At 43.1% G+C, this 25,197-nt stretch carries 25 protein-coding genes; 11 read left to right on the top strand and 14 right to left on the bottom strand.

Going from position 1 to position 25,197, the window contains the following annotated elements; all coding sequences use genetic code 11:
* Window positions 1-177 (bottom strand): hypothetical protein, encoded by a 177-nt coding sequence (locus R3289_RS10750; RefSeq protein WP_318925502.1) that lies wholly within the window; start codon window positions 175-177, stop codon window positions 1-3.
* Between the two features lie 449 nt (window positions 178-626).
* On the opposite strand from R3289_RS10750, the gene R3289_RS10745 reads away from it, so the two are divergent.
* The 4 genes from R3289_RS10745 to R3289_RS10730 all read left to right on the top strand — a co-directional run bounded on the left by R3289_RS10745 (window position 627) and on the right by R3289_RS10730 (window position 5,645).
* Window positions 627-3,983, top strand: a complete 3,357-nt coding sequence (locus R3289_RS10745) for a YdbH domain-containing protein (RefSeq protein ID WP_318925501.1) — start codon at window positions 627-629, stop codon at window positions 3,981-3,983.
* Between the two features lie 47 nt (window positions 3,984-4,030).
* Window positions 4,031-4,246, top strand: coding sequence for a YnbE family lipoprotein (locus R3289_RS10740; RefSeq protein WP_318925500.1), 216 nt, complete (start codon window positions 4,031-4,033; stop codon window positions 4,244-4,246).
* Window positions 4,247-4,264: 18 nt separating this feature from the next.
* Entirely contained in the window at window positions 4,265-4,588 is a 324-nt protein-coding gene (locus R3289_RS10735; protein WP_318925499.1) for a YdbL family protein, read from the top strand.
* Between the two features lie 127 nt (window positions 4,589-4,715).
* Window positions 4,716-5,645 (top strand): YeiH family protein, encoded by a 930-nt coding sequence (locus tag R3289_RS10730; RefSeq protein ID WP_318925498.1) that lies wholly within the window; start codon window positions 4,716-4,718, stop codon window positions 5,643-5,645.
* 97 nt (window positions 5,646-5,742) lie between these two features.
* On the opposite strand, the gene R3289_RS10725 is transcribed toward R3289_RS10730, so the two are convergent.
* From R3289_RS10725 to R3289_RS10715, 3 genes are all read right to left on the bottom strand, one after another.
* Window positions 5,743-5,901, bottom strand: coding sequence for a hypothetical protein (locus tag R3289_RS10725; RefSeq protein ID WP_318925497.1), 159 nt, complete (start codon window positions 5,899-5,901; stop codon window positions 5,743-5,745).
* Window positions 5,902-6,070: 169 nt separating this feature from the next.
* Window positions 6,071-7,375: a Y-family DNA polymerase gene (locus tag R3289_RS10720; RefSeq protein WP_318925496.1), complete on the bottom strand. Its 1,305-nt coding sequence runs from the start codon at window positions 7,373-7,375 to the stop codon at window positions 6,071-6,073.
* Window positions 7,375-7,761, bottom strand: coding sequence for a translesion error-prone DNA polymerase V autoproteolytic subunit (locus tag R3289_RS10715; protein ID WP_318925495.1), 387 nt, complete (start codon window positions 7,759-7,761; stop codon window positions 7,375-7,377). Before R3289_RS10715 ends, R3289_RS10720 begins: the two co-directional genes overlap by 1 nt.
* Window positions 7,762-8,073: 312 nt before the next feature.
* Between R3289_RS10715 and R3289_RS10710 the strand changes: the two genes are divergently transcribed.
* Window positions 8,074-8,463: an SPOR domain-containing protein gene (locus R3289_RS10710; RefSeq protein ID WP_318925494.1), complete on the top strand. Its 390-nt coding sequence runs from the start codon at window positions 8,074-8,076 to the stop codon at window positions 8,461-8,463.
* 76 nt (window positions 8,464-8,539) lie between these two features.
* On the opposite strand, the gene R3289_RS10705 is transcribed toward R3289_RS10710, so the two are convergent.
* Window positions 8,540-9,958: an MATE family efflux transporter gene (locus R3289_RS10705; protein ID WP_318925493.1), complete on the bottom strand. Its 1,419-nt coding sequence runs from the start codon at window positions 9,956-9,958 to the stop codon at window positions 8,540-8,542.
* A 126-nt stretch (window positions 9,959-10,084) separates the two neighbouring features.
* Here R3289_RS10705 and R3289_RS10700 point away from each other — a divergent pair, with 126 nt between their 5' ends.
* Window positions 10,085-11,047: a LysR family transcriptional regulator gene (locus tag R3289_RS10700; protein WP_318925492.1), complete on the top strand. Its 963-nt coding sequence runs from the start codon at window positions 10,085-10,087 to the stop codon at window positions 11,045-11,047.
* Between the two features lie 229 nt (window positions 11,048-11,276).
* On the opposite strand, the gene R3289_RS10695 is transcribed toward R3289_RS10700, so the two are convergent.
* The gene (locus R3289_RS10695; protein ID WP_318925491.1) at window positions 11,277-12,617 is read right to left on the bottom strand and encodes a DEAD/DEAH box helicase; all 1,341 of its coding nucleotides are present in this window, start codon (window positions 12,615-12,617) and stop codon (window positions 11,277-11,279) included.
* Between the two features lie 229 nt (window positions 12,618-12,846).
* Between R3289_RS10695 and R3289_RS10690 the strand changes: the two genes are divergently transcribed.
* The 3 genes from R3289_RS10690 to R3289_RS10680 all read left to right on the top strand — a co-directional run bounded on the left by R3289_RS10690 (window position 12,847) and on the right by R3289_RS10680 (window position 16,323).
* Window positions 12,847-13,449 carry a DUF2238 domain-containing protein gene (locus R3289_RS10690; protein ID WP_318925671.1) on the top strand — a complete coding sequence of 201 codons (603 nt, stop codon included), beginning with the start codon at window positions 12,847-12,849 and terminating at the stop codon, window positions 13,447-13,449.
* Window positions 13,450-13,611: 162 nt separating this feature from the next.
* Entirely contained in the window at window positions 13,612-15,294 is a 1,683-nt protein-coding gene (locus tag R3289_RS10685) for an RluA family pseudouridine synthase (protein WP_318925490.1), read from the top strand.
* A gap of 321 nt (window positions 15,295-15,615) precedes the next feature.
* Window positions 15,616-16,323, top strand: a complete 708-nt coding sequence (locus R3289_RS10680; RefSeq protein ID WP_318925489.1) for an SDR family NAD(P)-dependent oxidoreductase — start codon at window positions 15,616-15,618, stop codon at window positions 16,321-16,323.
* Between the two features lie 224 nt (window positions 16,324-16,547).
* Here the strand turns inward: R3289_RS10680 and R3289_RS10675 are convergent, their stop codons facing one another.
* Window positions 16,548-16,796, bottom strand: a complete 249-nt coding sequence (locus tag R3289_RS10675; RefSeq protein ID WP_318925488.1) for a DUF3297 family protein — start codon at window positions 16,794-16,796, stop codon at window positions 16,548-16,550.
* 221 nt (window positions 16,797-17,017) lie between these two features.
* Here R3289_RS10675 and R3289_RS10670 point away from each other — a divergent pair.
* Window positions 17,018-18,164, top strand: a protein-coding gene (locus R3289_RS10670; protein ID WP_318925487.1) for an IS3 family transposase whose coding sequence is annotated in 2 segments (ribosomal slippage) — window positions 17,018-17,268 and window positions 17,267-18,164 — 1,149 coding nt in all. Because the reading frame shifts where the segments join, the coding sequence is not laid out codon by codon here.
* A gap of 334 nt (window positions 18,165-18,498) precedes the next feature.
* Here the strand turns inward: R3289_RS10670 and R3289_RS10665 are convergent.
* The 6 genes from R3289_RS10665 to R3289_RS10640 form a co-directional block, all read right to left on the bottom strand.
* Window positions 18,499-18,765, bottom strand: coding sequence for a Txe/YoeB family addiction module toxin (locus R3289_RS10665; protein WP_303558019.1), 267 nt, complete (start codon window positions 18,763-18,765; stop codon window positions 18,499-18,501).
* Window positions 18,758-19,012: a type II toxin-antitoxin system Phd/YefM family antitoxin gene (locus tag R3289_RS10660; RefSeq protein WP_303558021.1), complete on the bottom strand. Its 255-nt coding sequence runs from the start codon at window positions 19,010-19,012 to the stop codon at window positions 18,758-18,760. The genes R3289_RS10665 and R3289_RS10660 overlap by 8 nt, the downstream gene beginning before the upstream one ends.
* 205 nt (window positions 19,013-19,217) lie before the next feature.
* Window positions 19,218-19,688 (bottom strand): hypothetical protein, encoded by a 471-nt coding sequence (locus tag R3289_RS10655; protein WP_318925486.1) that lies wholly within the window; start codon window positions 19,686-19,688, stop codon window positions 19,218-19,220.
* A gap of 1,463 nt (window positions 19,689-21,151) precedes the next feature.
* The gene (locus tag R3289_RS10650; RefSeq protein WP_318925485.1) at window positions 21,152-21,511 is read right to left on the bottom strand and encodes a VOC family protein; all 360 of its coding nucleotides are present in this window, start codon (window positions 21,509-21,511) and stop codon (window positions 21,152-21,154) included.
* Between the two features lie 109 nt (window positions 21,512-21,620).
* A complete protein-coding gene (locus R3289_RS10645) occupies window positions 21,621-22,406 on the bottom strand; it encodes an NYN domain-containing protein (protein ID WP_318925484.1) in 786 nt (261 codons plus the stop codon).
* A gap of 688 nt (window positions 22,407-23,094) precedes the next feature.
* The gene (locus tag R3289_RS10640; protein WP_318925483.1) at window positions 23,095-23,562 is read right to left on the bottom strand and encodes a DUF5680 domain-containing protein; all 468 of its coding nucleotides are present in this window, start codon (window positions 23,560-23,562) and stop codon (window positions 23,095-23,097) included.
* Between the two features lie 182 nt (window positions 23,563-23,744).
* On the opposite strand from R3289_RS10640, the gene R3289_RS10635 reads away from it, so the two are divergent.
* Complete coding sequence (locus R3289_RS10635) at window positions 23,745-23,888, top strand: hypothetical protein (protein WP_318925482.1); 144 nt, start codon at window positions 23,745-23,747, stop codon at window positions 23,886-23,888.
* Between the two features lie 461 nt (window positions 23,889-24,349).
* On the opposite strand, the gene R3289_RS10630 is transcribed toward R3289_RS10635, so the two are convergent.
* Window positions 24,350-24,928, bottom strand: a complete 579-nt coding sequence (locus tag R3289_RS10630) for an NAD(P)H-dependent oxidoreductase (protein ID WP_318925481.1) — start codon at window positions 24,926-24,928, stop codon at window positions 24,350-24,352.
* Window positions 24,929-25,197: the final 269 nt, after the last annotated feature.

Below are 25,197 nucleotides of genomic sequence, written 5' to 3'. Positions count from 1 at the left end.
TCACAATTTAATTCCTTTGCTTTTTTTCATGTATATTTTTTCACCAAGTCTTCCTGAGGAAACTTGCAGCGCGGCATACATAAAAATCCAGCCTGACCAGAACATATTAAAGATCGACCACCATGCGGGGATACCGACCTTTTGCATGGCTGGTTGATTTATAGCGCTTTCATTCATGACACTTCCTTTTTCACGATTCTCAAATATTTTTTATTTACGCCTATCGAGGTAAAAATTTAAAGTGACAGGCACGACGAAACGGCAATTTTTTAAAAATTTAAAACAATAAGTACTACAAGGTTAAAAAATACCACCCACCACTCACGACTTGACCATAAGCGATTGATTGGGAATGAAAAATAAGCAGGCATAAATGTACAGCTTTTATTAAACCCCAGACAGCTGTAAGGGATAGTTCATATATTGCAAAGAATCAAAAAAGACACCTCTACCCAGTGATGAGCTTAATGCTCACTGATTGATAAAAGTCAGAAGTATTCCCATTTTGTTGGTTATCACAATTTGGGTATATGCTTGAAAAGAGCCTTTAAAGCCCTTTCACTGATGAAGTTGATAAGTTGACGTTTTATCGCTTCACTTGCCTTATGAGGTTGTATGAACGATTGATGAATGAGCCTAAACCGATACCACCAGCAACACCACCTTCTTTGCGGACTCAAAGCGCCAAGCTGAGAAGGAAACGTTATATACGCTATGCGGTGCTGCTCTTTTTCTGTGTTTTACTCATTCCTGCTATTTTTATCCCGCCCTGGCTGGCGACAAAAGGTATCGAGATAAAGGCAATCTCAGGTATAAGTTTCCATCAGGGGCTGGTTATTAAAGAAGTGTCGCTATCCATCAGCAAAACAACATTAACTTTGCACAATATTACCTTGGGTCGTTATGTCGATGCTGAAAGTGCCATCTCGCCATCATCCTGGCGACTGTTTGCAGAAAAAACACAGATAACGCCAGCTCCTCTGGTGGAATCGTTTCTCAATAAGCAAGGGATCAGATTACAGCATATCGATTTAACCAATACCGCCCTGAATTTTACTGACTGGTCTGCCCCATACATCTTCAGCGCCCATGCCAAAAAAATTGCCGTGTCTGCTTTTCACCATGACAATAAGCAGAAGCAAATACAGCAGGAGATCAATAATGTTGATTTGATACTGGCTACCAAACCAGTCTTGACGATAACGGGCTTCATCAAACAAGGCGACTTAACCTTATTTTTACCCAACCTGACATCATCCCCCCATTATCCGCTCAACTTTAGCAAAGCCAATTTTTCAATTGCCTGGCACCCTGACGCCACCCCCTTATCGGTGCATATAGAACAACTTAATCCGCAATGGCTAACGCTCAATAATGGCTTCAAACAACAACTCAGCAATATCTCTTTGCAAATGGATATCGAACAGCCAGCCAACAGCATCGAGTTACTGGCAGATAAAGTCATATTGGATCAACCCGTGTCGCTGCCCGCTTTTGTTGACAAACCTGACACTGAGCACCAAGGGCTCCATCTCGGCAAGGTAATTGCGAACCTGGCGACATTGCCTTTTCAAGTACTCCGGGTAAAAGAGTTCAGCTACGGGGAATTAATCATTGATTCAACGTTAGTATTAGAAACACCGAGCCAACAGCCGGGAAAGTCAACAACGCTGGCAAAACTGACATTAGCAGGAAAAGCGTTAGGACCGGAACCCTACGATATGAATTTTCAGATCAAGCATGTAAATGATCAACAAGCTCGCTTCAGCGTAGTCATATCAGGCCCTGACGGCAATGCGCTGGAATGTCAGGCAGAGATTCGTTTTCATCACCCCCTTCCCAAAACGATGACGTGTAAAGCCAATTTCCGCAGCACCAAAGAGCTGACTGACCGGCTCAAGCTCTATGGACTTCCCAGTGCCTTATTATCTGAGCCTATCATTATTACGGCTCATCAAATTGAAGGTCCTGAAAAAAAGCAGATAGTAGATAACAAGGAGGATAACAAGCTTGTTAACGCCAGCTATCAACTGGCCATTCAGCTACCTTCCACTATTGCGATTGATCTAAATCGGTATTCCCTCCCTGCACATCTGCTGTATGTTGTCCCTCCGGAGCACGACATCAAGACAGAAAAGCAAAGTGCCCAATCAAAGAAAATCGCTCAGCCACAAAAAAAGACCGTTATCTCTGATATTAAGCTCGAAACTGACGGGCAACTCAATTTAACGGCCCACTACCAAAATAATCAGCTACAGCTGACTCTGACAGATAGAAATGAGAAGTTATCACTCAAAAACAAAGAGATTAATACTCAACTGTCTTTTTTAATCAATCAGTTAACGTGCACAGACCGGGCGCTACACTGTCACATAATCGCAGGTATTAATGGCACGACAAAGCAACTGTATCCATCTAAGGCGACTGAAATTAATCACGTTACCTTTTCTTCTGATATCATATTGCAGTGGTCAGCAATCACACTGACAAATACAGCCTTAGCCGAAAACACGCTATTGCTTGAAAACATAAAAATAAACGCAGCCAATTTACTGTTTTCAGGGCACTCCGACCTCCATACCGGTCAGGCAAGCAAGCTTAATCTGGCTATTGATGCGTTAACGCTACAGCAGTCTTCATCACAGCCCGCTGGCCAGTACATTCTCAGCCAGCCACAAGATAGCCAGGCGCATTTCTCTGCTGACTTCTCTGCTGAAAAGATCATTTCCGATAGCCAGCAGACTTCGCCCCCCGGTAAAAAATCATTGAACAGTAAAAGCCAGCTACCCGTACAAAAATACAATGGAAAGCTAGAGCTGGATCTGAGTAAGTTTACCCTGGAAAAACCAGTTGATACTAATCTGAGGATAAAAACAGACTACCTGACCACCCTGCATATCAAGCAAAATAACCAACGCCTTCCTTCATTTTCCAGCCAAGGAAATATCGATCTCACTCCTGCTAGCGTCACTCTCACAGGGCAGTTAACGAACGGTAACAACGCTCGACTGCTGCAATTTACTATCGATTCAGATTTCGATCAGCAAAAGACACACGTTAAGTTACACCGTAATGAAATTCGTTTTTCAAATAAGCACTCTTTAAAAAAGTACTACCTTCCACACTTACCGATAAACTATGACTTATATAAAGGCTCGATGAGCCTGAAAGCGAATATAATACTTGATAAGAGTGATCTTTCAGGGGACTTCGCATTATTTACGGAACGACTATCCGGGTATTTTGAAGGTTTTCGCTTTGCCGACGTGAACCTTTCTATCACATCTATGTTTACTCCACAGGGTATTCAATCAAAATATCCGATCAGTCTTCATATCGGATTACTCCATTTTGGAACACTCTTTGAAAATATTACGGCAGCCTTTGAGTTTGATTCCCGGCATGAACGCTATCAGTTAAATCGAGCTTTTGCCCAGGTGTTTGGTGGCAATATAAGTGCCCAGCAGGTTTCTAGCCGCAGTCTGACAAACATCGAGAATATTCCCATTACTGTGCATGGTATCGATCTGAGGCAGATTATTAAAAATATTGAATATGAAGGGATTGAATTAACAGGTATTTTAGATGGTTCACTGCCTTTGGCAGTTCAAGACGGGTTACCTGTTATCCGTAATGGCCTGTTACGATCACGTTACCCTGGCGGGCTGTTACGTTACTTAGAAGGTTCAGCCATCGATCAAAATATCGAAGCCGCCGGAGAAAACAGCATTCTGGTCGTTAGTAAGATCCTGAAAAATTATCACTACGACTCACTTGCCGTTGATATAGACTATTCTAAAGAAGGCAGGTTAAAAGCGAGTTCACGTTTTAAGGGCCATAACCCTGAATTTCAAAGTGGTCGTCCCGTGTATTTAAACCTGAACATCGAAGATGACATACCAGCACTAATAAAAACAATGAATGCGATAAATTCTCCCAAATTGGAAGGTTTATTTTTAAAGCAGCTTGGTTTAGATGAGTAGCAACTTATGCGCTTAATTGATATGAATGGCTAAGAAGGTCATGGCTCATGGACATACAGCTAAAATTTTCATGCATACTCACATTCCTTGCATTAACGTTAATGCTACCGACTATTGGATTAGCCGGTTGCACTCCGACCGTGCAAGTCACGGCCTCTGATAAGCCGATTGAAGTGAATTTGAATGTCAAAATTGATCATGAAATCAGAATAAAAGTCGATAGGGAACTTGATGAGTTGTTCAGTGACGATGATGTATTCTGAGTCGGCAGGGAGAATGTCATGAAGCATTTCTTAATTCTATTTTTCACATTTTTTATATGTGCCCAGGCATTTGCACTCGATCTGCAACAAGCAAAATCACAAGGTTTAATCGGTGAAACGAGCAACGGATACGTTGCTGTGGTTACGTCTAATGCCCCGCCAGAAGTCAACAAACTGGTTGCTCAGGTTAATGCGCAACGACAAGAACGCTATAAGGAAATTGCTATGTCGCACGGCTTAAGCATAATGGAAGTCGGTCAATTGGCGTATAAAAAAGCGGTAGAAAAAACCGAGCCTGGCCACTATTACCAAAACACAGCAGGCAAGTGGGTAAAGAAATAGCCTTTTATGTTAAGTTTTACTTAACCCTGCCATCAATATATTTAAATTAACGAAATAGCTGCTTCAGAGTATACTCACCGCACTTTTAGACTCATTTTTGCTGAATCCAATGCCTCTGAACAACGCTATGAAACGATTTCAGACTTCTGACATGCCTTTCTTCTTGGTGGCTCTCATTTGTTTACTGCCCATTATCAGTTCTCCTGTTGCACTTATTCTCGGTTTTTCTCTCGCCAGTTTGGGGCTGGTGCCGGCACAGTTTAATATCGCAGCGGTCACCAAAAAACTCCTCTCTTATTCAATCATTGGTTTGGGGTTTGGTATCCATCTTGAACAGGCCATTGAAGCCAGCAAACAAGGTTGGGGCCTGATTATATGCTCTATTTTTTTCACTCTGATCATTGGCTGGCTATTAACCAAAATATTGCGTATTGAACAAAAGACAGGACACCTGATTGCATCCGGTACGGCCATCTGTGGTGGGAGTGCGATTGCAGCCGTTGCACCTGCAATCAATGCCCGCGATGATCAAACCTCGTTAGCATTAGCCACGGTCTTTGTGCTGAACTCCGTCGCGTTATTTGTTTTCCCTGCCATTGGGCACCTGCTGGAGATGAGCCAGCACGCTTTTGGTACCTGGGCTGCCATTGCGATCCATGATACCTCTTCGGTTGTCGGTGCGGCGGGGGCTTACGGTGATGAGGCGCTCAGAACGGCGACGACATTGAAGCTGGCCCGCGCACTATGGATAATTCCCGTCGCTTTTCTCAGTGCGTTCCTGTTCAAGGGCGATAGCAAGAAGATTGGAATCCCTTATTTTATTCTGTTCTACTGCCTGGCTATTTTGTTCGCCCACTATGTTCCTTCTTTACAAGATGTTTACGACCAGATCTTTATGGCCGCCAAACGGATCCTGGTGTTGTGCCTGTTCCTGATTGGCTCTGGCATCACAGTACAGAAGCTCCGGACGTCCGGTTTTAAGCCTCTGCTGCTTGGCATTATGCTTTGGCTGGCAATTGGCATCGGATCGCTGGCCTATATCCAGACCGGTTTATAATATCCAACTGATTTTGAGGTGATTTCGGGATACCAGTCGGAACTATGCTTCCGATTGGTTTTGAGTGATTTTGTTACAGTGTGACATCGAGTTGCAATCACTGCTTCCCTATTGTGTTGTGCTGGCTGATCGCTCTCTTTCCGACCACCACGAGTAGCACCAGAAAAGCAGTAAGGTCGAGTAACGCACTGACCCCACCAGATGTCGTCAACGACAACACCACTAACACCAGCACTAAACCTATCCATTTAACCATCAAATCATACCCTTTCAATTCTCTTTATATCCAAGCCGCCGCAAGATGCCGCGTTTGGCGAGAATTCATTGGCTTTTATTCTCTGCCTATATTATTGAAAAGGTTTGGCCATAATGAAAAATACTATTTGCCACTATGACATAAGCAAATGCTATATACCCAGGTGACTTTAACACTTCGCGGTTTGTAGTTCATCCAGCCGGGTTGTCCAACGGTTAGAACGAAAGGCCTGGCGCATATGCCAGTTGGTAGAACCAATCACCGAGGCCAGTTTAATGCCGTTTTTATATTTCGCGTTCATTTGATCGGTAATTGCCATCAAGTCACGGCGTTTAGACTCCTCCAACGCGCTGTTATCAAACATATCAAGCTGGAAGCTGTTGTTCTCCGCTGCTGTCAGATCATCTAATATCACCCCTATTTTGTGGTATTCATAACCGGGGCGATACAACTGAACCAGCTGAGCCAATGCCAGCTCGAGAAACTTATAGGTATCCTGACTCGGGCAGCCCAGCGGCAGTGCACTGCTTTTGTTATGTTGTGGTAACTCTTTGTAACGGTTGGTACGCAAAAAGATCCCCACCAGGTTTGCCTGGCTTCCCTGCTTGCGCAGCTTTTCTCCGGCGCGCTGGCAATGAAAGGCCAGTGCTGCCTTCAGTTCATTAAAATTTGAAATACCTGCGCCAAAACTACGACTGGATAAGATCTGCTTGCGAGCCTCGTCGATATCTCCCGGCTTAATACAGGCTATTCCCTGCAATTCCAGTACTGTTCGCGCTAGCCCGACATTCCATAACCGCCGCATGCCTGCCGGATCCTTTTCTGCCAACTGCAGGGCATTTTCGACCCCGGAGGTGCGTAATCGGGTTGCGGTACGTGTCCCTACCCCCCAGATATCCTGAATATCCGTACGCTCAAGCAACCAGCGTCGCTTATAGTCTGAATCTATCTGAATCACTCCCTTGACCCGCATTTCATAATGCTTCGCAGCCTGGTTGCCCAGCTTCGCCAGCGTTGGCGTCGATCCGATGCCAACCCGTACAGGCAACCCTATATTACGCATAATGGCTTTTCGGATCTTGTTGCCGTGATCTTCAAGGGTATCTAATTGAAATCCGTCTAAACGAATAAAGGCTTCGTCTATCGAATACTGCTCGACATGGGGAGAAAACTGACTCAGCTCTTCAATAAACCGTCGGCTCATATCGGCGTATAAGGTGTAATTGGAGCTTCTGACCTGAACGCCTAATCGCCTTGCCTCTCGCTCAATTTTAAACCATGGCGCACCGCGTTTGATGCCTAAGGCTTTCGCCTGTTCTGACAGAGCAACACAGCAACCATCATTATTCGACAACACGACAATGGGTTTATTGGCCAGTTTCGGATCAAAAAGTTGTTCACAGCGGCAATAAAAGCTCTTGGCATCCACCAGCGCCCATACCTGATTTTGATAGCCTTCAAGGTGTAACGCCATTACACTTTTAACAAATCATGGATGTTACGTGTGACAACACCGAAGATTTCAGAATCTTCGGGCATAGGAAACGGTTTGAAAGCCGGACTTTCTGCTTTCAACCACCATGCGCCATTATGCCGAATTAAGCGCTTGCAGGTAAATTCATCATAGATCCGGACCACGACAATTCGCCCGGGAACAATAGACTCCGCTCGGTCTACCACCAGCAAATCCCCGTCATAAATGCCGATACCGACCATCGACTCGCCGGAAGCTCGCAGTAAAAAAGTCGCATTCGGATTGCGGATCAGATATTCCTCCAGCTCTAATTGCTCCTGATGGCCATCAGCCGGTGACGGGAATCCGCATTTCACCGACTCAATAAATAAAGGCAGTACAGTCATCGCTTCTCTCACACATAAATACTGTATATAAACACAGTCTAACGGTAAACCGGTACAATCGTCACTTATTGTGTGTGTTTTTTCTGTATGAATACACAGTCTTTAAAAAATTGGAAAATGCGGTGATTCCCTCCCGAAGGTGATGAAAAAAGAATCACACAAAAACGGCTTGTTCAGTTTTATACATCAAATATTTATCTTCTTAATAAACTTGTCGCTTAATTACTTATAACAATACGCCCACCGGCAGAATGCAGAAATCATTCTGCCACCATTCATCTAATGGGCAGAAAACGTTTTATGGAGTCTCTTATGCGTAAGATGATCGCAGCTTTAGCACTGCTTGTTCTTTCCGGTTGTTCAACCACTAAAAGCCAGTGCGTCGGTGCAATGACAACGCAGGAAGCTTACGGGCATCTCGATCCTGCTCGTTTCACCATTCAGGTACTTGCATTAAGTGAAGAACGAGATGTTCGCGGATATATCCGAGATATCCAGGGGCAGGATCCGATTTGGGTTAACTGGAAACACAGCCGCGGACAAAACTGGTACGCGGTTATTTATGGGGACTTTGCATCGAAAGAAGAAGCCAAACGAGTGATCCAGGGATTATCACCTCGCATTCGCCAGCAGGGCCCATTTATTCGCAGCTTTGCGGAAGTACAAAATGATAAAAAAACAGATGTCTTCCGCATGCGTTAAACCGTACCGCAAAAAAAAAAAGCCAGAATCATTTTCTGGCTTTTTATTTTTTAAATTAGATGAACTGGCTGAAAACTTATACCACTAAGGCTTGGGCTTCAATTTCACGCGTTTTATCTTCTGTTCCAATATTCATATATCCATTAACAGCAGAGGCCTGACTGACATCGTGCTCGAACTTCGCGATATGCTTGAACAGTAAAAAAACTAACATCACCCCCGTAGCGGCCAGACCAATCCCCATACCGGCCCATATACCTTCCACGCCCATCTGATTCATCAGTAACCACGCAGCAGGCAAACCAATCAGCCAGTAACCAACCACAGTCGAGACCGTTGGACCTATCACAACTTTCATACCACGCAATACGCTAATTGCCGTCAGTTGCCATGCATCCACCACAAAGCACATCGCAACGATGATCATCACGCCTGGTAATACGCTCACCAATTCTTGTGCCAGAACATCACCTTCAATACTAAATACCTGAGTCAGAAACTCTGGCCAGATACTAAGCAATAAACCAATGACCGCACTGGTTGCCGTGACAACAAACATCCCTTGCTTGGCGTATTGACGGACCATTTCGGGCTCTCTGCTACCCACATGCTGACTCACCAGAATCGAGGCCGCCTGCGAAAAGCCAAAGGCGATGTTCCAGGAGAGGTTCAGGCACTGCATGGCAATTTGGTGAATCGCCAGCGATACCGCGCCTAATGTTCCCGCAAGCAGGGCGCCGCCAGAAAACAGTGCATGCTCTAGCAAGGTGGCAATCATGATTGGTCCCCCTATCCCTAACAAGGGCTTCATTGCGCCTAGCTTATATTCACGCAAATCTGAAAATGGTGTGTATTGACGGTAGAGCGGGTGACGAAAAACCCAGCCCCCATAAGCCAGCATCATGATCAGTGATGCCAATGACGTCCCATAGCCTAAGCCTGCGATCCCCATGTTCATGCTGAAGGCAAACAGATAGCTAATTGGTACGTTCAGTATCACTGTTGCCAGAGACATGATCATAATGGAGCGGGTATCGCCAAATGCACTTACCAGACTTCGCAATACCAGCAAGATCAAGGTCGGAAACATTGACCACTTCAATGCATTTAAGTAATCCATTGCCAAGGCCACGGACTGAGGATCCTGATCCGCCTTGAGTAACCAGCCTTCCAGCATAAAAAATACCGGCTGTAACACAAGCGTCAGCATGAGGGTCAGTAATATCCCCCCTTTTAAAGCCGTTCTGATCTCGCTATCGCCGAGCTCTTTTTGATGCATCCGCTTGCCATAGGCAATGGCAATAAGATTTGCGACACAACCAACGGTACTCCCTGCAATAATAAAGACAAAGGAGTAAACCGAGGCACCAAGCCCCCCCCCGCCTATTGCCAAAATACTTAATTGTGCCATCATCCAGACATCGGTAAAGACAAGTAGTTGCGCAACCAGTTGGGAGATAATCAGCGGAACAGCTAGGCTGAGCAGTTTTTTCATGGTGATCCAATTATGCAGATTAATATTATTTTTATACCTTAGATGTTAAGACATAATAATTGATTTTCAAACGACTTTTATGGCACTTTGGCATTCTAAAAACTCATGCAGGAAAAGTCAGGCATTATGGCTACACGACACGCTTTTTTACCGGCATCATTAAATGGGCTTCGAGTCTTTGAAGCAGCAGCAAGATACCTCAGTTTTACGCTCGCCGCACAAGAGCTGAATGTGACCCAAAGTGCCGTTAGCCGTCAGATCCGTCAACTGGAAGATAACCTTGGTTTTCCGTTGTTTACTCGCCAACACCGGGCTTTGCTCTTAACCGATGAAGGTAAAGAAATAGCCCTCTTGCTGACCCGGCAATTCAGTGAGTTAAACGGCACGATTCGCCAGCTAAAAAATCAAGATAGCCATACCTTGCGGTTGAAAGTCGCGATGAGTTTTGCCGTGCGCTGGCTGATTCCCCGCCTGCATTCGTTCAAGGAACAACACCCGGATCTGGATATTGTGCTCTTTTCCACCATCAGCCATAGCGATGATGAACTAAATTTGGATGTCGATGATTACGATATTGCCATTTTTGGTCAGCTGGCGCAGCCTAAGGCTAAATATCAAAACAATTTTTTGCGCAAAGAATACCTGGCACCGGTTTATTCCACATTGCTTACCAAAAAGGATACTTTGCTGACTGTCGATGAACTTCTGACCTATCCTCGCCTGCATCCCACGCCAGATCGTTCTGACTGGCGCGAGTGGCTGAAGAAAAACGACAAGCACCTGCTGAATAACGATACCGGCCTGACCTTTGACACCCTAGACATGGCTTTGACGTCTTGCCTTGCCGGACAAGGTGCTACGATCACCGACTTAATGCTGGTGGCTAATGAACTCAAGCAGGGCTACCTGAAGTTACCAGTATCAGTGAAAATCATTGGCAGCCCATGGAATTACTACTATTACTGCAACACTAAAGGTGACAAGGTCACTAACTTTATCTCATGGTTAGTCAATAAGTTAGACGAAGAAATGGCACAACTGCTCGAACAGGCCAAGCAAAATAACTGGGAAGTGGAGCCGGATGAGTAACGGGCATGAGTAGCGTAGTGATGAGATCCTGGAGGCGGAAGAATTGTAATTTGAACAAAAACCCAAAAAGTGACAGCGTCACTAAAATAGGTGTCGATAATGCCCTTCCAGCGGTTTTTTGGCAATGTTCAGGTACTTCAAATACTAAAAAGGGTACTTAATAAGCACCCTTTCATTACTGCTCTTGAAGCGAACATTGCCCTTTGCTTTATAACGAAGGGCATATCTATTAATCGCCGCTGTTAACGTCGACGTTACGCTTCTTTTTCGGCATGAAGACATTATCACCCACAGCAACGTTTTCATAAAAACGCTTATCTGTTTTTTTCTTCGCACTTGATGTAGATGTTTTCTTAGGAGCAGAAGGTTTCTTATCTGTCGGTTTCTTCTTAACAAATTTTTTCTTCGGTGCAGGTTTCAGCCCTTTGAACTTACCTTCCAAACCTTCGATGGTAGAAAATGTAATTTCTTGCTGCAGGTAAGCCTCTACATTTTTGAAACTCTTCCAGTCTTTAGGGCCGACCAAAGAAATGGCATCACCTTTGTTACCGGCGCGACCTGTGCGACCGATTCGGTGCACATATTCTTCAGCATGCTTTGGCATATCAAAATTAATAACATGCGATACATTGTCAAGATCCAGACCACGAGAAGCAATATCGGTTGTTACCAGGATCTTATGGCAAACACGCTCGAATTGGCTCATGATACTGTTGCGCTGCGATTGGTTTAAGTTACCACTCAGAGCGACCGCTTTCAGCTTACGTTCGTTCAGTTCTTTGGTCAGGCGATCGGTATCTGCACGCGTTGCAGTAAAGATGATCATCTGCTTGTAATCTTCGGTTTCCAGCACTTTATCAAGTAACGCTTGTTTGTGATCCAAGTGATCACAAAGAACAAAGCGCTGAGTGATATCAGTGTGCTCTTCGTTAGAATAGCCAATAGAAATACGCTTAGGATTGTCCAGCATATCAAATGAGATATCGATAACTTCTTCATGATCTAATGTTGCCGAGAACATTAGCGTCTGACGGCGGCGGTGGTTAGCCGCTTCGTGAATACGACGTAGCTGAGCTTCAAAACCCAGATCCAACATACGGTCCGCTTCATCTAGAATAAGCATTTCCAGGCCGTCAAGATGAGTGCTGCGATGCTCAAGGTGATCCGCCAGACGCCCGGGTGTTGCAACCACGAACATTGGATCTTTACGGAATTCTTTAACCTGATCATTGAAGTTTTCACCACCAACAATCAAAGCACCGTCATACGGAGTGCCCGCATTCAAGGTACGCAGCTGAGCAAAAACCTGTTTTGCCAACTCACGTGTTGGCGTTAAAATAAGAACTCGAGGATCGCGGCGTGTAAACGGCTTACTACGATACATGCGCTGCATTGCAGGCAACAAGAATGCCAGTGTTTTACCAGAGCCTGTTTTCGACGAGGCAAGCACGTCTTTACCCATAATTGCCACAGGGACGGCGGTCCGTTGAATTTCAGTTGCCCGATCAAACCCAAGGTGTGTCAATTTCTTAAGAAGGCGTGGGTCTAATCCAAGATCTTTAAAATGCAAAATGATGCTCCGGTAAAAACGCTCTGATTCAGAGTTTACAAATCCCGCGTGACCAAACTCACACCAGGATGGAAAATATTAGCGGCGGATTATAACACAAATCTCTCTATGAACATCTAATATCATCATTATTAGACGAGCAAGCACGCAATTGAACGACGTGCAATTATGTGCTTTAATCAACCTGGTAACTTATGAAGAGATCACCGGTTCATTTAAAGGTACGATGATGCTAAAACACTACCAACCCCATTTATTCGCCATTGTATTTATTGTGTTCTTCATTGCTTTAGGTATTGACCCCGTATTCCGTGAAGTCTGGGTGGTCGAAGTCATCCCCGTTGTTATCATCTTTGCGTACTTAGTCGTCAGTTTCCACTCATTCCGCTTCAGTAACCTTGCTTATGCTTTAATGTTTTGCTGGCTGGTCGGGCACACCATCGGGGCACATTACACTTTCGCTCATGTACCCTTCGAATGGTTTAGCGATTTAACCAACTCTGACCGAAACCATTTTGACCGGCTGGCTCACTTTTCTATCGGTTTCTATGCCTTCCCTATTGCGGAATGGCTGGTACGTAAAGGCCACTGTAAACCTGTTATCGCCGCCCTGTTTGGGGTGTTTACTATTATGGCGGTGGCAGCAGCGTATGAAATTATCGAATGGTGGTATGCCGTCATTGCCGGTGGCGAGGCTGGTATTGAGTTCTTGGGCTCGCAGGGTGATATCTGGGATGCGCAAAAAGACATGCTGGCAGATACATTGGGGGCGATATTTAGTCTGGCTCTGTTCTTTATCGATAAACCTTACCGTATCGAAATAAAGGGATAGCGTATCCAACGTTGATTGTCCACTTCATCGCTTTACAACAAAACTAAGAATAATTACCCATTGCTTAGTGATATCTCCATTTTGAAAGGTTAAAATCCCCCACATTAAGCCCCCATGAAGCTTTATTTTTCGTGGCTAACGTTCATCACAATAGATCAGAATATGCACTTCCAAGAAAATTGTTTTACCCCATTTGAAGAATCAATTGACGCATATCCCTTACCAGAGCAGTTCACCTTCCCTTTCTATTATGAACCCCACCCTCTGTGTCTGTTAGCGGCAAAAGAGCTGCAAAACCATCTTGAGACGCAAACGCAATGGCAGCATAACTTCGGTCTTACAGGTAATACTGAGACAGCGATTGGTAAGATGTTCGGTGTATTGCTGGTACAGAAAGAATGTGGTGACATTGGCTATTTATCGGCTTTTTCTGGAAAAATTGCCGATAAGAATCTGCTCCCTAAATTTGTTCCGCCAGTCTTTGATATGTTGACAGAAGATAGCTTCTTTCTTGCTGAACAATCAGAAATTAATTTAATAAACAACCAACTGATAAACTTGCAAGCAAACCCGAAAATTACCGAATTCAAAATGGCATTAGCCGGAGAAAAAGAAGCGGCTCGCGTGCAGATTGAATCACACCGAGAGGCGATGATTGAAGGGCGAAAAATCAGAAAGGCACAAAGAGAATCGGGAGCGACAGAGCTCGCCCCTGCTGATTTCTTACAGCTTAAAGCACAATTAAGTACCGAAAGCATCAAAGAGAAATACCAGCTAAGAGATGTAAAGCTGTATTGGGATGAACGAATTAGTGCTGCACAACAACGCTATAATCAACTTACCAATGAACTCGATTTGCTACGAAACAAACGTAAACTCTTGTCGGCCTCTTTGCAGCAAAAGTTGTTTGAACAGTATCGCTTCCTCAATGCCGGAGGTGCCGAGAAAAACTTAAACGAAATTTTCAACGAGACTCCTGACCATACTCCGCCCGCGGGATCTGGAGAATGCGCAGCACCCAAATTACTCCACTACGCCTTTAAATGGGGGATGAAACCGTTAGCTATGGCTGAATTCTGGTGGGGAGCGCCACCTAAATCAGAGATCAGACAACACAAAAATTTTTATCCCGCATGTAAAAGTAAATGCCAGCCAATTTTGGGTCATATGCTGGCAGGCATCGAGATGGATGAGAACCCGTTATTGGCCAATCCGGCGGAAGGAAAAACTATCGACATCGTTTATCAAGATGATGACATGGTGGTGGTAAATAAACCCGCAGAGTTTCTATCTGTACCGGGAAAAACAATTGAAGATTCGGTCTATCTACGAATGAAACAACGCTTTCCCGAAGCGACCGGCCCTTTAATCGTCCATAGGCTCGACATGTCTACCTCGGGCTTAATGGTCATCGCGTTGACCAAGCGAGCGAATAAAAGCTTACAGAAGCAATTTATCAGTCGTACCGTTCAAAAACGCTACGTTGCCTTAATCGACGGCGTATTAGAGCACGACGAAGGCATTATAAACCTGCCAATGCGCGGGGATTTAGACGACAGACCACGCCAGTTGGTTTGCTACGAACATGGCAAGCCCGCCGAAACAACATGGCAAATCGTCGAGCGAAGCAACACACAAACAAAAGTATATTTGCACCCCAAAACCGGCCGCACGCATCAACTTCGAGTTCACTGTGCCCATTCGCTAGGACTGAACATGCCCATTTCAGGCGACGACCTTTACGGTCATAAGGCCAGTCGCTTACATCTGCATGCAGAATCGTTAACATTGGAACACCCTATCACTCACGAACCAATGCGGTTCCAGGTTGAAGCCGAGTTTTAAGGGGGGGGGGGGGATTTTATTCATCTCATGGAAATAGGTCTGACAGTCACCGAGAATTGGTGACTGTCCGGTCAAAACATGTCAATCCTTACTGTACTTAACTTGGTAAGCCCCCACACAGTATGTTTTTTCCTCCGGTATCAAGAGTGATTTCAAAGAGGAACGGTTGCCAGAAATTCTCAATGCTAAACCGTATACCAACATCGTTTACATCAACCTCTTCAGAACATCATGAGTAAAAGATTCTCGAATAACTTCCAATTAGCGGTATCAAAGCCTATGTCCTATGCTTAGTGGACGCAGCCATACAGGTGTAAATCATTGAAGATACTAATTATTGGTGGCTCTGGTGGTATTGGCTCAGCCTTGGTCAAACTATTATTGACATCAAAGCCTGAAGCCACTATTTATGCCACCTACCGAACCCATAAACCATCCATCGAGAATATTCGTGTTCACTGGTTCAAAATAGACGCATCTTCTGAGCAAGATATTCGCTCACTCGCCAGCAATATCTCGAGTCTAAACATATTGATTAATGCAGCAGGAACCCTACACTTACCAAATCATAAACCCGAAAAATCAGTTAATGAGTTTAGTCCTGACTTTTTTAATCACAATCTTCACTCAAACGTCTTACCTAGTATTTACCTTGCAAAGCACTTTTCTAATTACTTGAAATCAAATAAAAATACTTATTTCATCTCAATTTCTGCACGAATTGGGAGCATAGAAGACAATAAAATCGGTGGATGGATTAGTTATCGAAGTTCTAAAGCTGCACTGAACATGGCCCTCAAAACCATTAGTATTGAATGGAAGTATAAATTACCTAATTGCTGTGTACTCGCGTTTCATCCAGGAACCACCGATACCAATTTATCTAAGCCATTTCAGAGAAACGTTCCTTCGAATAAGCTATTTACACCCGATTATGTCGCACATTGTCTACTGGATCGTTTAGAAACAGCAGTACCAACAGATTCAGGCAAATTCTTTAGTTATGATGGAACAGAAATACCGTGGTAGTGGGTGTGCCACGTTAAACCGGCTAAGTACCGAAATCCATATCAAAAATGCGAGCGTAAGACATCGCTTTGATTGCATTATATGTAAACACCTGGGGATAGTTGGCAGAGTTCTGAGGTTTTGAAAATAAGTATGGCAGTAATATTTGCTTATTCTGCAACACATAAAGCCTAAGTTGCTCTAGGCTCTATGTGTTAATAGTAAGTAGTAGTTACAGAAACGACTTAACTATAAAAGGCCTCAACAGTTCCTTTTAACGTAATCAGAATAGGCTGTCCGCGACGATCCAATGCTTTAGGTGATGGAATTTTAACCCAACCTTCGCTAATGCAATATTCCTCGACATCAAAACGCTCTTTACCGTTAAGTCGAATACCGATTTGATGATCGAAGCATTCTGCTACATGATGTGGGCTGCGAGGGTTACCTGCAAGGCGGTCTGGTAACGCTGGTTTTGAGTTAGTATCGCTCATGTTCATGACCTGAAATAAATAAAAGTGCGCTATTGTAGACAATACAAGCCTCACGCTCAAGAACTGTAATAGGAATTAGAGTCACAATTAAAACCTGTCGATTCTTGGTACAACATTCAAGAATATCGCAATAACGGCCAGCAACTAAAGTGATGATTTGATCTGAACCAGCAGTTTTAGACACCGAGTTAAGCGAGTAAAATCACTTAACGAGGTAAATAATGACAAACACTAAAACACGTATCAAGCACACCGAAGAGTTTAAGGAACAGGCGTTTAAGCTTACTGAAAGAACGTCGGTTCCAGAAGCAGCACGGCAACTCAATCTACATGCTTCCCAAATATACGGCTGGCGTAAGAACAGAAAGAAGGACTCCGCCAGTGAACGCGAGGCTGATCTTGCAGCCGAAAACGCTCGTCTGAAGCGCCTCCTCGCCGAGCAAGCGGAGGAGCTTGAAATAGTAAAAAAGCCGCCACCTACTTCGCGAAGCATCTAAAATAGCGAGTTTCGAGTTCATGCAAGTGCACCTTGAGCAGTTCTCCGTAATGAGAATGGCCAAGGTTCTTGCTGTATCGCGTAGTGGGTTTTACTACTGGCTAAAGCATCGTCATGAAATTAGTCAAAGGGATAGAGCACGTAAGCTGCGTGACATAACGGTCAAAAAGGCGTTCGAAGCTAGCAAAGGTCGTGACGGCGCAAGACGTATCCAGGTAGAACTGGCAGAGCAAGGGAACAATCACAACCTTAAGACGATATCAGGCAGCATGAAAAGGCAGAGTCTGGTTGCAAAAGCTGCGCGTAAATTTAAGGTCACAACAGATAGTAAGCATTCCTTACCCGTTGCACCTAACCTTCTGGAGCAAGATTTTACTGCTGATGCGCCGAATCAGAAATGGGCTGGCGATATCACCTACTTGATGACAAGTGAGGGCTGGCTTTATCTTGCGGTAATTATTGACTTGTACTCACGACAGGTAGTCGGCTTGTCAATGGATCACCGTATGACAGCAAACTTAGTCGGAGATGCGTTGAAGATGGCACTGTTCCGTCGTGGACTGCCTGAAGAAGTCATCGTTCACAGTGATCGTGGCAGCCAATACTGCTCAAAAAGTTACCGCGAAATAATCAACGCTCATAATTTAAAACAAAGCATGAGTCGAAAAGGAAACTGCTGGGATAATGCTTGTGTAGAAAGCTTCTTCCACTCGCTAAAAGTTGAAGCTATCCAATATGAACCGATTATGACCAAAGAAATGATGCGGCAAACGGTATTTGAATATATTGAGGTTGATTACAACCGAACAAGAAGGCACAGTGCTCTCGGGTATCTAAGCCCCGTTGTATTTGAACAGAAGAATGTCGCTTAACTTGGTGTCCAATCTTGTTGGGGCAGATCAGTTAGCTTAGCTTCGTTATTAAAACGATCCCTGTCTCTGAATGTAAATAAGTGTGGTCTCACAGAAACTTTGTTGTGAGATCTTTGAACAAAAAACTGTCAAGCAGTAAAGAACAATGCACATAGAGCAATTATTTCTGCTCCAAATTTATCTAAGATTTCCAAACACTCCTCCTAGATGGCTAACGCATAGGATAAGGTTCGCTACGACCAACTCACCAAATCCACTGAATTTTATACCAAAAATGCCGAGTGTAATACGTCACCTTGATTGCATTGTTACCTGCGCGGCGGATTCGATTGTATTAAGCTTGATAGTGATAGCGACAAGAAATGATGGTTATGTGAATATCATCAACTGCATAAACAAGACGATTTGCTTCGTCTATACGACGTGACCAGAAACCAGATAAGTTTTCTTTCAAAGCTTCAGGTTTACCAATCCCTTCAAAAGGTGAACGTTTTGTATCTACTATTAATTTGTTAATGCGCTTGAGAGTTTTCTTATCCTGACTTTGCCAGTATAAGTAATCATCCCAAGCGGCATCAGTCCAAGCTAACATTCTACTCATCAATGATATCTCGTTCTGTTACCTTACCCGCTTTAAACTGCTCAATTGATTTGTTTAAGTGAGCAGCATTTGCTGGTGATTTAAGTAAATGAACGGTTTCCATAAGACTGTTGTAGTAATCCATTGACATAACAACTGCATCTTCAGAATCTCGACGAGTGATAACTGTGCAATCAGCATCGTTAACGACACCATCTAGCACTGATTTAAGACCATTTCTTGCTTCAGTAAAAGAAACAATACGCATAATTAACCTCAATTTAAGTTGTACACGTTATTGCACAAGTTTAACCCATCAGTCAGACTTATACAAGATAACGCACATAACTTAATTGAGCGCAGGTAACACCAAACATAAGGTGCGCCACGATAAACTTACCAAGTACACCGAACTCCATACAAAAAATGCCGAATGTAATGGCATCACCTTGATGTTTTTGTTATGCGAAGTTTTACTCATACTTTTTGATGCGTACTTTACCAAGCTCATTCTCACGACTGTAACGATATTTAGGATAGTAAATCCAATATAAGTATGGGTTCTTTGAATCTTGAGCAACCTGTAGCTCAAACTCTCCCGAACGAACTACTACACGTATACTACGCTTTTCTAAGGAGCGCGTTTTATGAGTACTAACATATTGCTTATTTTTTAATGCTTTGAGTAACATCGTATTATCAAAGCCTTCATAAGATTCAATTACGAAGCTATTCTCATTAATCAGTTCTGACACTTCATTTTTGATCAAGTATTCCAGCAAAAATAATGAAAGAAAACTTGTTACCACTATACAAAACAATGCGACAACAACTATCCCTCTTTTCTTCCAATGATTAAATGGAATTGTAACAAGGGCTATGAATACACACAGCGCAATTATCCAGAATACCGCTAATGCCCATGCATCAAATATTGCTGCCATAAAACTCCTAATCGCATAACGCATCACCTTGATTGCCTTGTTACATGCTGATGCTGAATTCAATGCGGCTTGCCCGCCCCACCAAGGCAACAGGAAAACAATCAACAATCACAAAGCCGGATGTAACCCATACTCAAAAAGTCCGACAATCGAGTGACTATCTGGGCAAAAAAAGTACAGCGACTTTGTAACCGTAAGACCTACAACGTGCCTACTCGAAACCCAATAGTGCGGCTTCATGAACTTGGGTAAGACAATGCCATTTAGGCCAAAGAAAATCCGGATACTCAGAACTTAAACCGCACATACACTAAACGACTCTTTCTGCATTGCGATCACCGCAGAAACCACTGAACAGCCAATAACGATAAAACCCAATCCATTGAAAAACCAATGCATGTAACGTCGCGTTAAGCGGACGAAAATGGTTGGCTATACTGTGTAGCGAAGCGAAACGAGCCAACCGTTTTAGTTCCGTTTAAACGCCTTGTTATGTGGTTACGGGCTTTTTGCCACTTATTTTATTAAAAACAACCCTTTCGAAATGGAATAGTAACGAAAACCACCACGATTAAAAGCAACTTATTGATTAACTTTGAACTCCGCAGAAAAAGCACAATGCAGACAACAAAAAGCGAATAATTAAACCGTTGATGAACGTTTAAAAAAACCAATTTAATTCCAGTAATTCAATTCAAAAACTGACTGACGAAATGAAAAAACATAAACGGTATTTAACAAAAACACCGCGATTTACAAATTGATGAAACACAAAATACCAACCAAAGTGATAGCACAAACAAGATTACAAATCACTTTTTAGATTTAAATTCACAACGCAAACAGCATGGTAAAACATAAAACAAAGCGTATCTGAAAAGCCAAACCACAACTGAATTGGTAGCAACACATAACGCCCGCCATAAGGTGTGCCCCATTGAACCAGCAAAGCGCACCGAACTCCATACCAAAAATGCCGAGTGTAATGGCATCACCTTGATTGCATTGTTACATGCTGATGCTGAAGTCTATGCGGCTTGTCCGCCCCACCGATGCAACAGGAAAACCCTCAACCGACGCGGAGTTAGATGTAATCCAAACAACACACTACCGCTAACCACTTGATTGAATTGGCATCATAAATACAGCGGCTTAGTAACCACCGGAATCATAACCGACCAATACTGAACTCAATAGTGCGGCTTCATGGATTTGAGAGAGACAATGCCAACTGGACCAATGAATATTAGTCACGAGGAACGTTAACCGCACTTTCAATGAACTATTCTATCTGCATTACGACCACCGCGGGAACCACTGGAAAACCAACAATCGCCGAAGCCAAAACCTTTAAAAAACTAGGCATGTAACGCCCGCCATAAGGTGTGCCCCGTTGAACCAGCAAAGCGCACCGAACTCCATACCAAAAATGCCGAGTGTAAGGCATCACCTTGATGGCATTGTTATGCGCAGTTTTCTGACCACACAGCAAGCTCATTGCCACTTGGCTCAATAAAATGGAATCGCCAACCACCCGGAAATTCAAAAAGTGGACGATTAACTATCCCACCATTTTGTTCGACTTTTACTAATGTAGCTTTGATATTTGAACTATAAAATACCAATAATGCGCTGCCTGATTCTGTCTTTGACGATAAATCAGATTGGAAAAAACCACCATCTAAACCTTCACCTGAGAAAGCTGAATATTCAGGTCCATAATCAACAAACGACCAATTAAAAACAGCAGAGAAAAACTGTTTCGTATCTTGGATACTTTTAGCCGGAAATTCTACATAATTTAACTTTCCATGTTCATTCATATTATTTCCTCAATACTGATTTAAGCGCATAACGCCCGCCATAAGGTGTGCCAACGTTGAACCCACCAAGCACACCGTACTCCAAGCCAAAAATGCCGAGTGTAATGCATCACCTTGATTGCTTTGTTAAATTCCGTTTCGATTGATAAGCTATAATATGTACAGATCCTTTTCCTTTATATTTTTTCATTTTAAAATGTTCACTTAGCCGTTCAATTATTTCAGGTAATTTGTTTACATTATAATTTTTCGGATAAAAATCAGGCTTAGTTCTTTTTATAAAAGAACCAGCTGATGATACATTTGCCCAACCATCTTCATCTTGATGCTTTTTCCAAGCCTTATCTAATAACAAAATAATTTCGTTTTCACCACTTTTATCTTGACTATTATCAACACGTTTTTTAGGTTTGTCAGCACTCTCGAGTAATATTTCATTAAGGTTTTCAGTATAAATAAAATCATCGCAGGCATTACGGAATGAAATAGGTGTTTTCTTTTCACCAACACCAACACCAACACCAACACCAAAAACATACTTTTCCGACTCTCTTAGTCTAGATGCTAACTTAGTAAAATCACTATCACTTGAAATTAATGCAAAAGCATCAAACTTCTCAGTGTATAGTAAATCCATGGTATCAATTACCATTGCCGTATCAGTAGAGTTTTTACCTGTTATGTATGCAAACTGCTGGATTGGTTGAATCACCAACTCATTTAACGACTGCCTCCAGTTTTTTAACTGACTACTCGACCAATCACCATAAGCTCTTTTTACAACGATATGACCATGAGCTGAAATCTCTTCAATTATCAGCTTTAATTTTGACATTTGAGCGTTATCAGCATCAATCAATACTGCAATCTTTTTATGTTCGTTTATATCTTTCATTTACCACCTATCTATAGGAATTTAACGCCTATGATAAGGTGTGCCACGTTGAACCAACCAAGCGCACCGAACTTCAAACCAAAAATGCCGAGTAAAATGCATCACCTTGATTGTTTTGTTATGGCTCAAAGCTACTGTTTTTATTGCGTTTTTTTCTTAACTCTCAGCATTCTGATGCCTTGCTCTTCATCATGCAAGGTAGTGGCAACAAAAACATAACCTCATTAGCAATAAATCTGAAAGCGACTTAGTAAACGAGAAAACAACCACTAACCAAATGCCAATTCTTTGTTGCGGCACTCGGACTTTGGCACCCCAAAGCCACTGAGGAATAAGAACCTTGTGACCACCAAACGGATAACCGCAACCTGCGTAAAATCCATCATCGCGTGATGACAAATTGCGGCCAGAGAACTTGGGATAACCAATACCAAATTGGCAATGAACTTTGATTGCACCAAGCAGAAAACCGCAATAATCGCTGAACGATTTTCACGGCATTGCACTGACAAGATATTGATGCAATAGCCACTTTCGATGGCTTAAACCATGATGACTACAGGCAAGAAAGAGCCATAACGCCTAGAATAAGGTGTGCCCCATTGAACCGACAAAGCGCACCAAACTCAATACCAAAACCGCCGAGTGTAACGCATCACCTTGATTCTTTTGTTAGTTGCCTGGCTTACTACTTAATCAGGCCTCCATGATAGCTCAGGTCATAAACTTTTTTATCCTGATAATCTATCCATTCATAACCTGTAAATGACGTAACATCGCCCTTATTTGTATCGTGATAAACACCTAATTCAGTTTGATGGGTTGAGTCTCCAAGAAAATGACCTGATCCATACAATAAAGCCAAACTTTCTAGAATTACGTTTCCTGCCTTCTCCCCATCATAAATATCTGGACACAGAATCTTGCCGTAATAATTCATTGCCCAAACCGGAACATCGTTAAAATAGACAACTTCTTGCCCTAAAAAATCAGTTCCACCAAAGTAGCTATCCAGATATTTGAAGAAGCCCATTTGAAATTGAATGTCATGTGATCCAGGTCGATAGGATAAACACTTTGGAGCGCGCCCCACATATGAGTTTGCTTTCGCTTTGACTATAAAGTCATACAGCTCTTGTTTTGTAAAGTTGCTCATGTAACCTCCTGAAGTAGTGGATACATGATAACTGTATATATGAACAGTAATTGCGAGTTAATTCATAATTTGTGCAAGAGTAGAACAAGGGCAACTAACGCCTGCCATAAGGTGTGCCCCACTCAACCAGCAAAGCGCACCAAACCCCAAACCAAAAATGCCGAGTGTAAGGCATCACCTTGATGGCATTGTTAAGTGTGGGCTTCACAACACGCTTCCAACTCAATGGCTTAGACGAAATTCCAGCGACATGCACCGAAGTCAGAGGCACCGGTTCGAAAAACTATCCTTTGCTGAACTTCAATGCCGCAATTTGTACGGATTAAATTCTCCATCATGAAAATTTCGATTGCGGCAATCCGTTGAAACCAATTTGCTGACTTAATGGCGGTGATTGCGGTAAACTAAAAAGCCGAAAGATCACTGAACTTCTGGCATACGACGCTGAAGTTACTCTTCATGCTCGAAAGCATCACCGCAATTTTCGAGAAAATAACCACAACCAACAATGTCAAAATTGCGGCTCGCGGAACCAACAAAATACTACGCGCCCACATTTAACGCCAGCCATAAGGTGCGCCCCACTGAACCCACCAAGCCAACTAAACTTCAAACCAAAAATGCCGAGTGTAAAGCGTCACACTTGATGGCCTTGTTATGTGCGGTCTATTTGTTGAGACTATACAAATTGGCGTTTACATGAAAAAGGGAAATTCTATCACGACTGTGGATATTATTATTTTTCTCATTTCCTTGCCCACGATTAAACATTTTTAGATGAATAGTTTTAAATTGCCATCGCGCCTTGCTTATTTACTTTCGCAAGCCATTTTTGTCTTTGGCTTTCACTAGAATTTAACACAGCACCAAACTCAGTGACCTTAACAGGATTAAATCCACAAAACTCTAAAACAGTCTTTTTCATCATTTTTGTTGCGGGAGCGCCATAAATCAACTTGTAGTACCAGATCGGTGTATCCATCGTAACAATAATTCTCGCGGTTCTACCTTTTAAAAGCCGCTGAGGTAACAAATCACCCTTTTCGTACTTAAAAGCAAACCCTGGTAAAAATATACGATCCAGCATACCTTTAAGCCCTGCAGGAACTGAACCCCACCAAACAGGATACACAATAACGACATGATCAGATTGTTGAATTTTTTCTTTTATATTTTGTAGAGAGTCTTCCAAGGATTGCTTGCTTTCGTAACCCGATTTAAGAACTGGATCAAACTTATAATCCGACAGATGAATGACATCCAGATGGCAGCCAGCATCCCTCGCACCCTGAGCATAACTTTCAGCCAAAGCTCGGCAAAGACTTTGCTCTTTTGGGTTTCCATTCAAAACCAATATCCGTTTCATTTAATACTATTCCTTTAAGTTGAAAAGCACATAACGCCTAGAATAAGGTGCGCCACGATGAACTCACCAAACCCACGGAACTCCATACCAAAAATGCCGAGTGTAATGCGTCACCTTGATACTTTTGTTAGGCTCTGTTCAGTAACTTAGTTGAGAGCCCAGTACCCAGCGACTCTCTCTGTAAAAGTAGCCTTTGATAGTGAATCATCACTCAATATGCGCCGCCACCCTAAGTACTTAGTAAGGTTTTTAGTCGCCACACCGCAGAG

Source organism: Photobacterium sp. (assembly GCF_033720175.1).
Classification (GTDB): domain Bacteria; phylum Pseudomonadota; class Gammaproteobacteria; order Enterobacterales; family Vibrionaceae; genus Photobacterium.
Note: the sequence above shows the minus strand (reverse complement) of the source record. Positions and strands in the feature narration are given on the sequence as shown.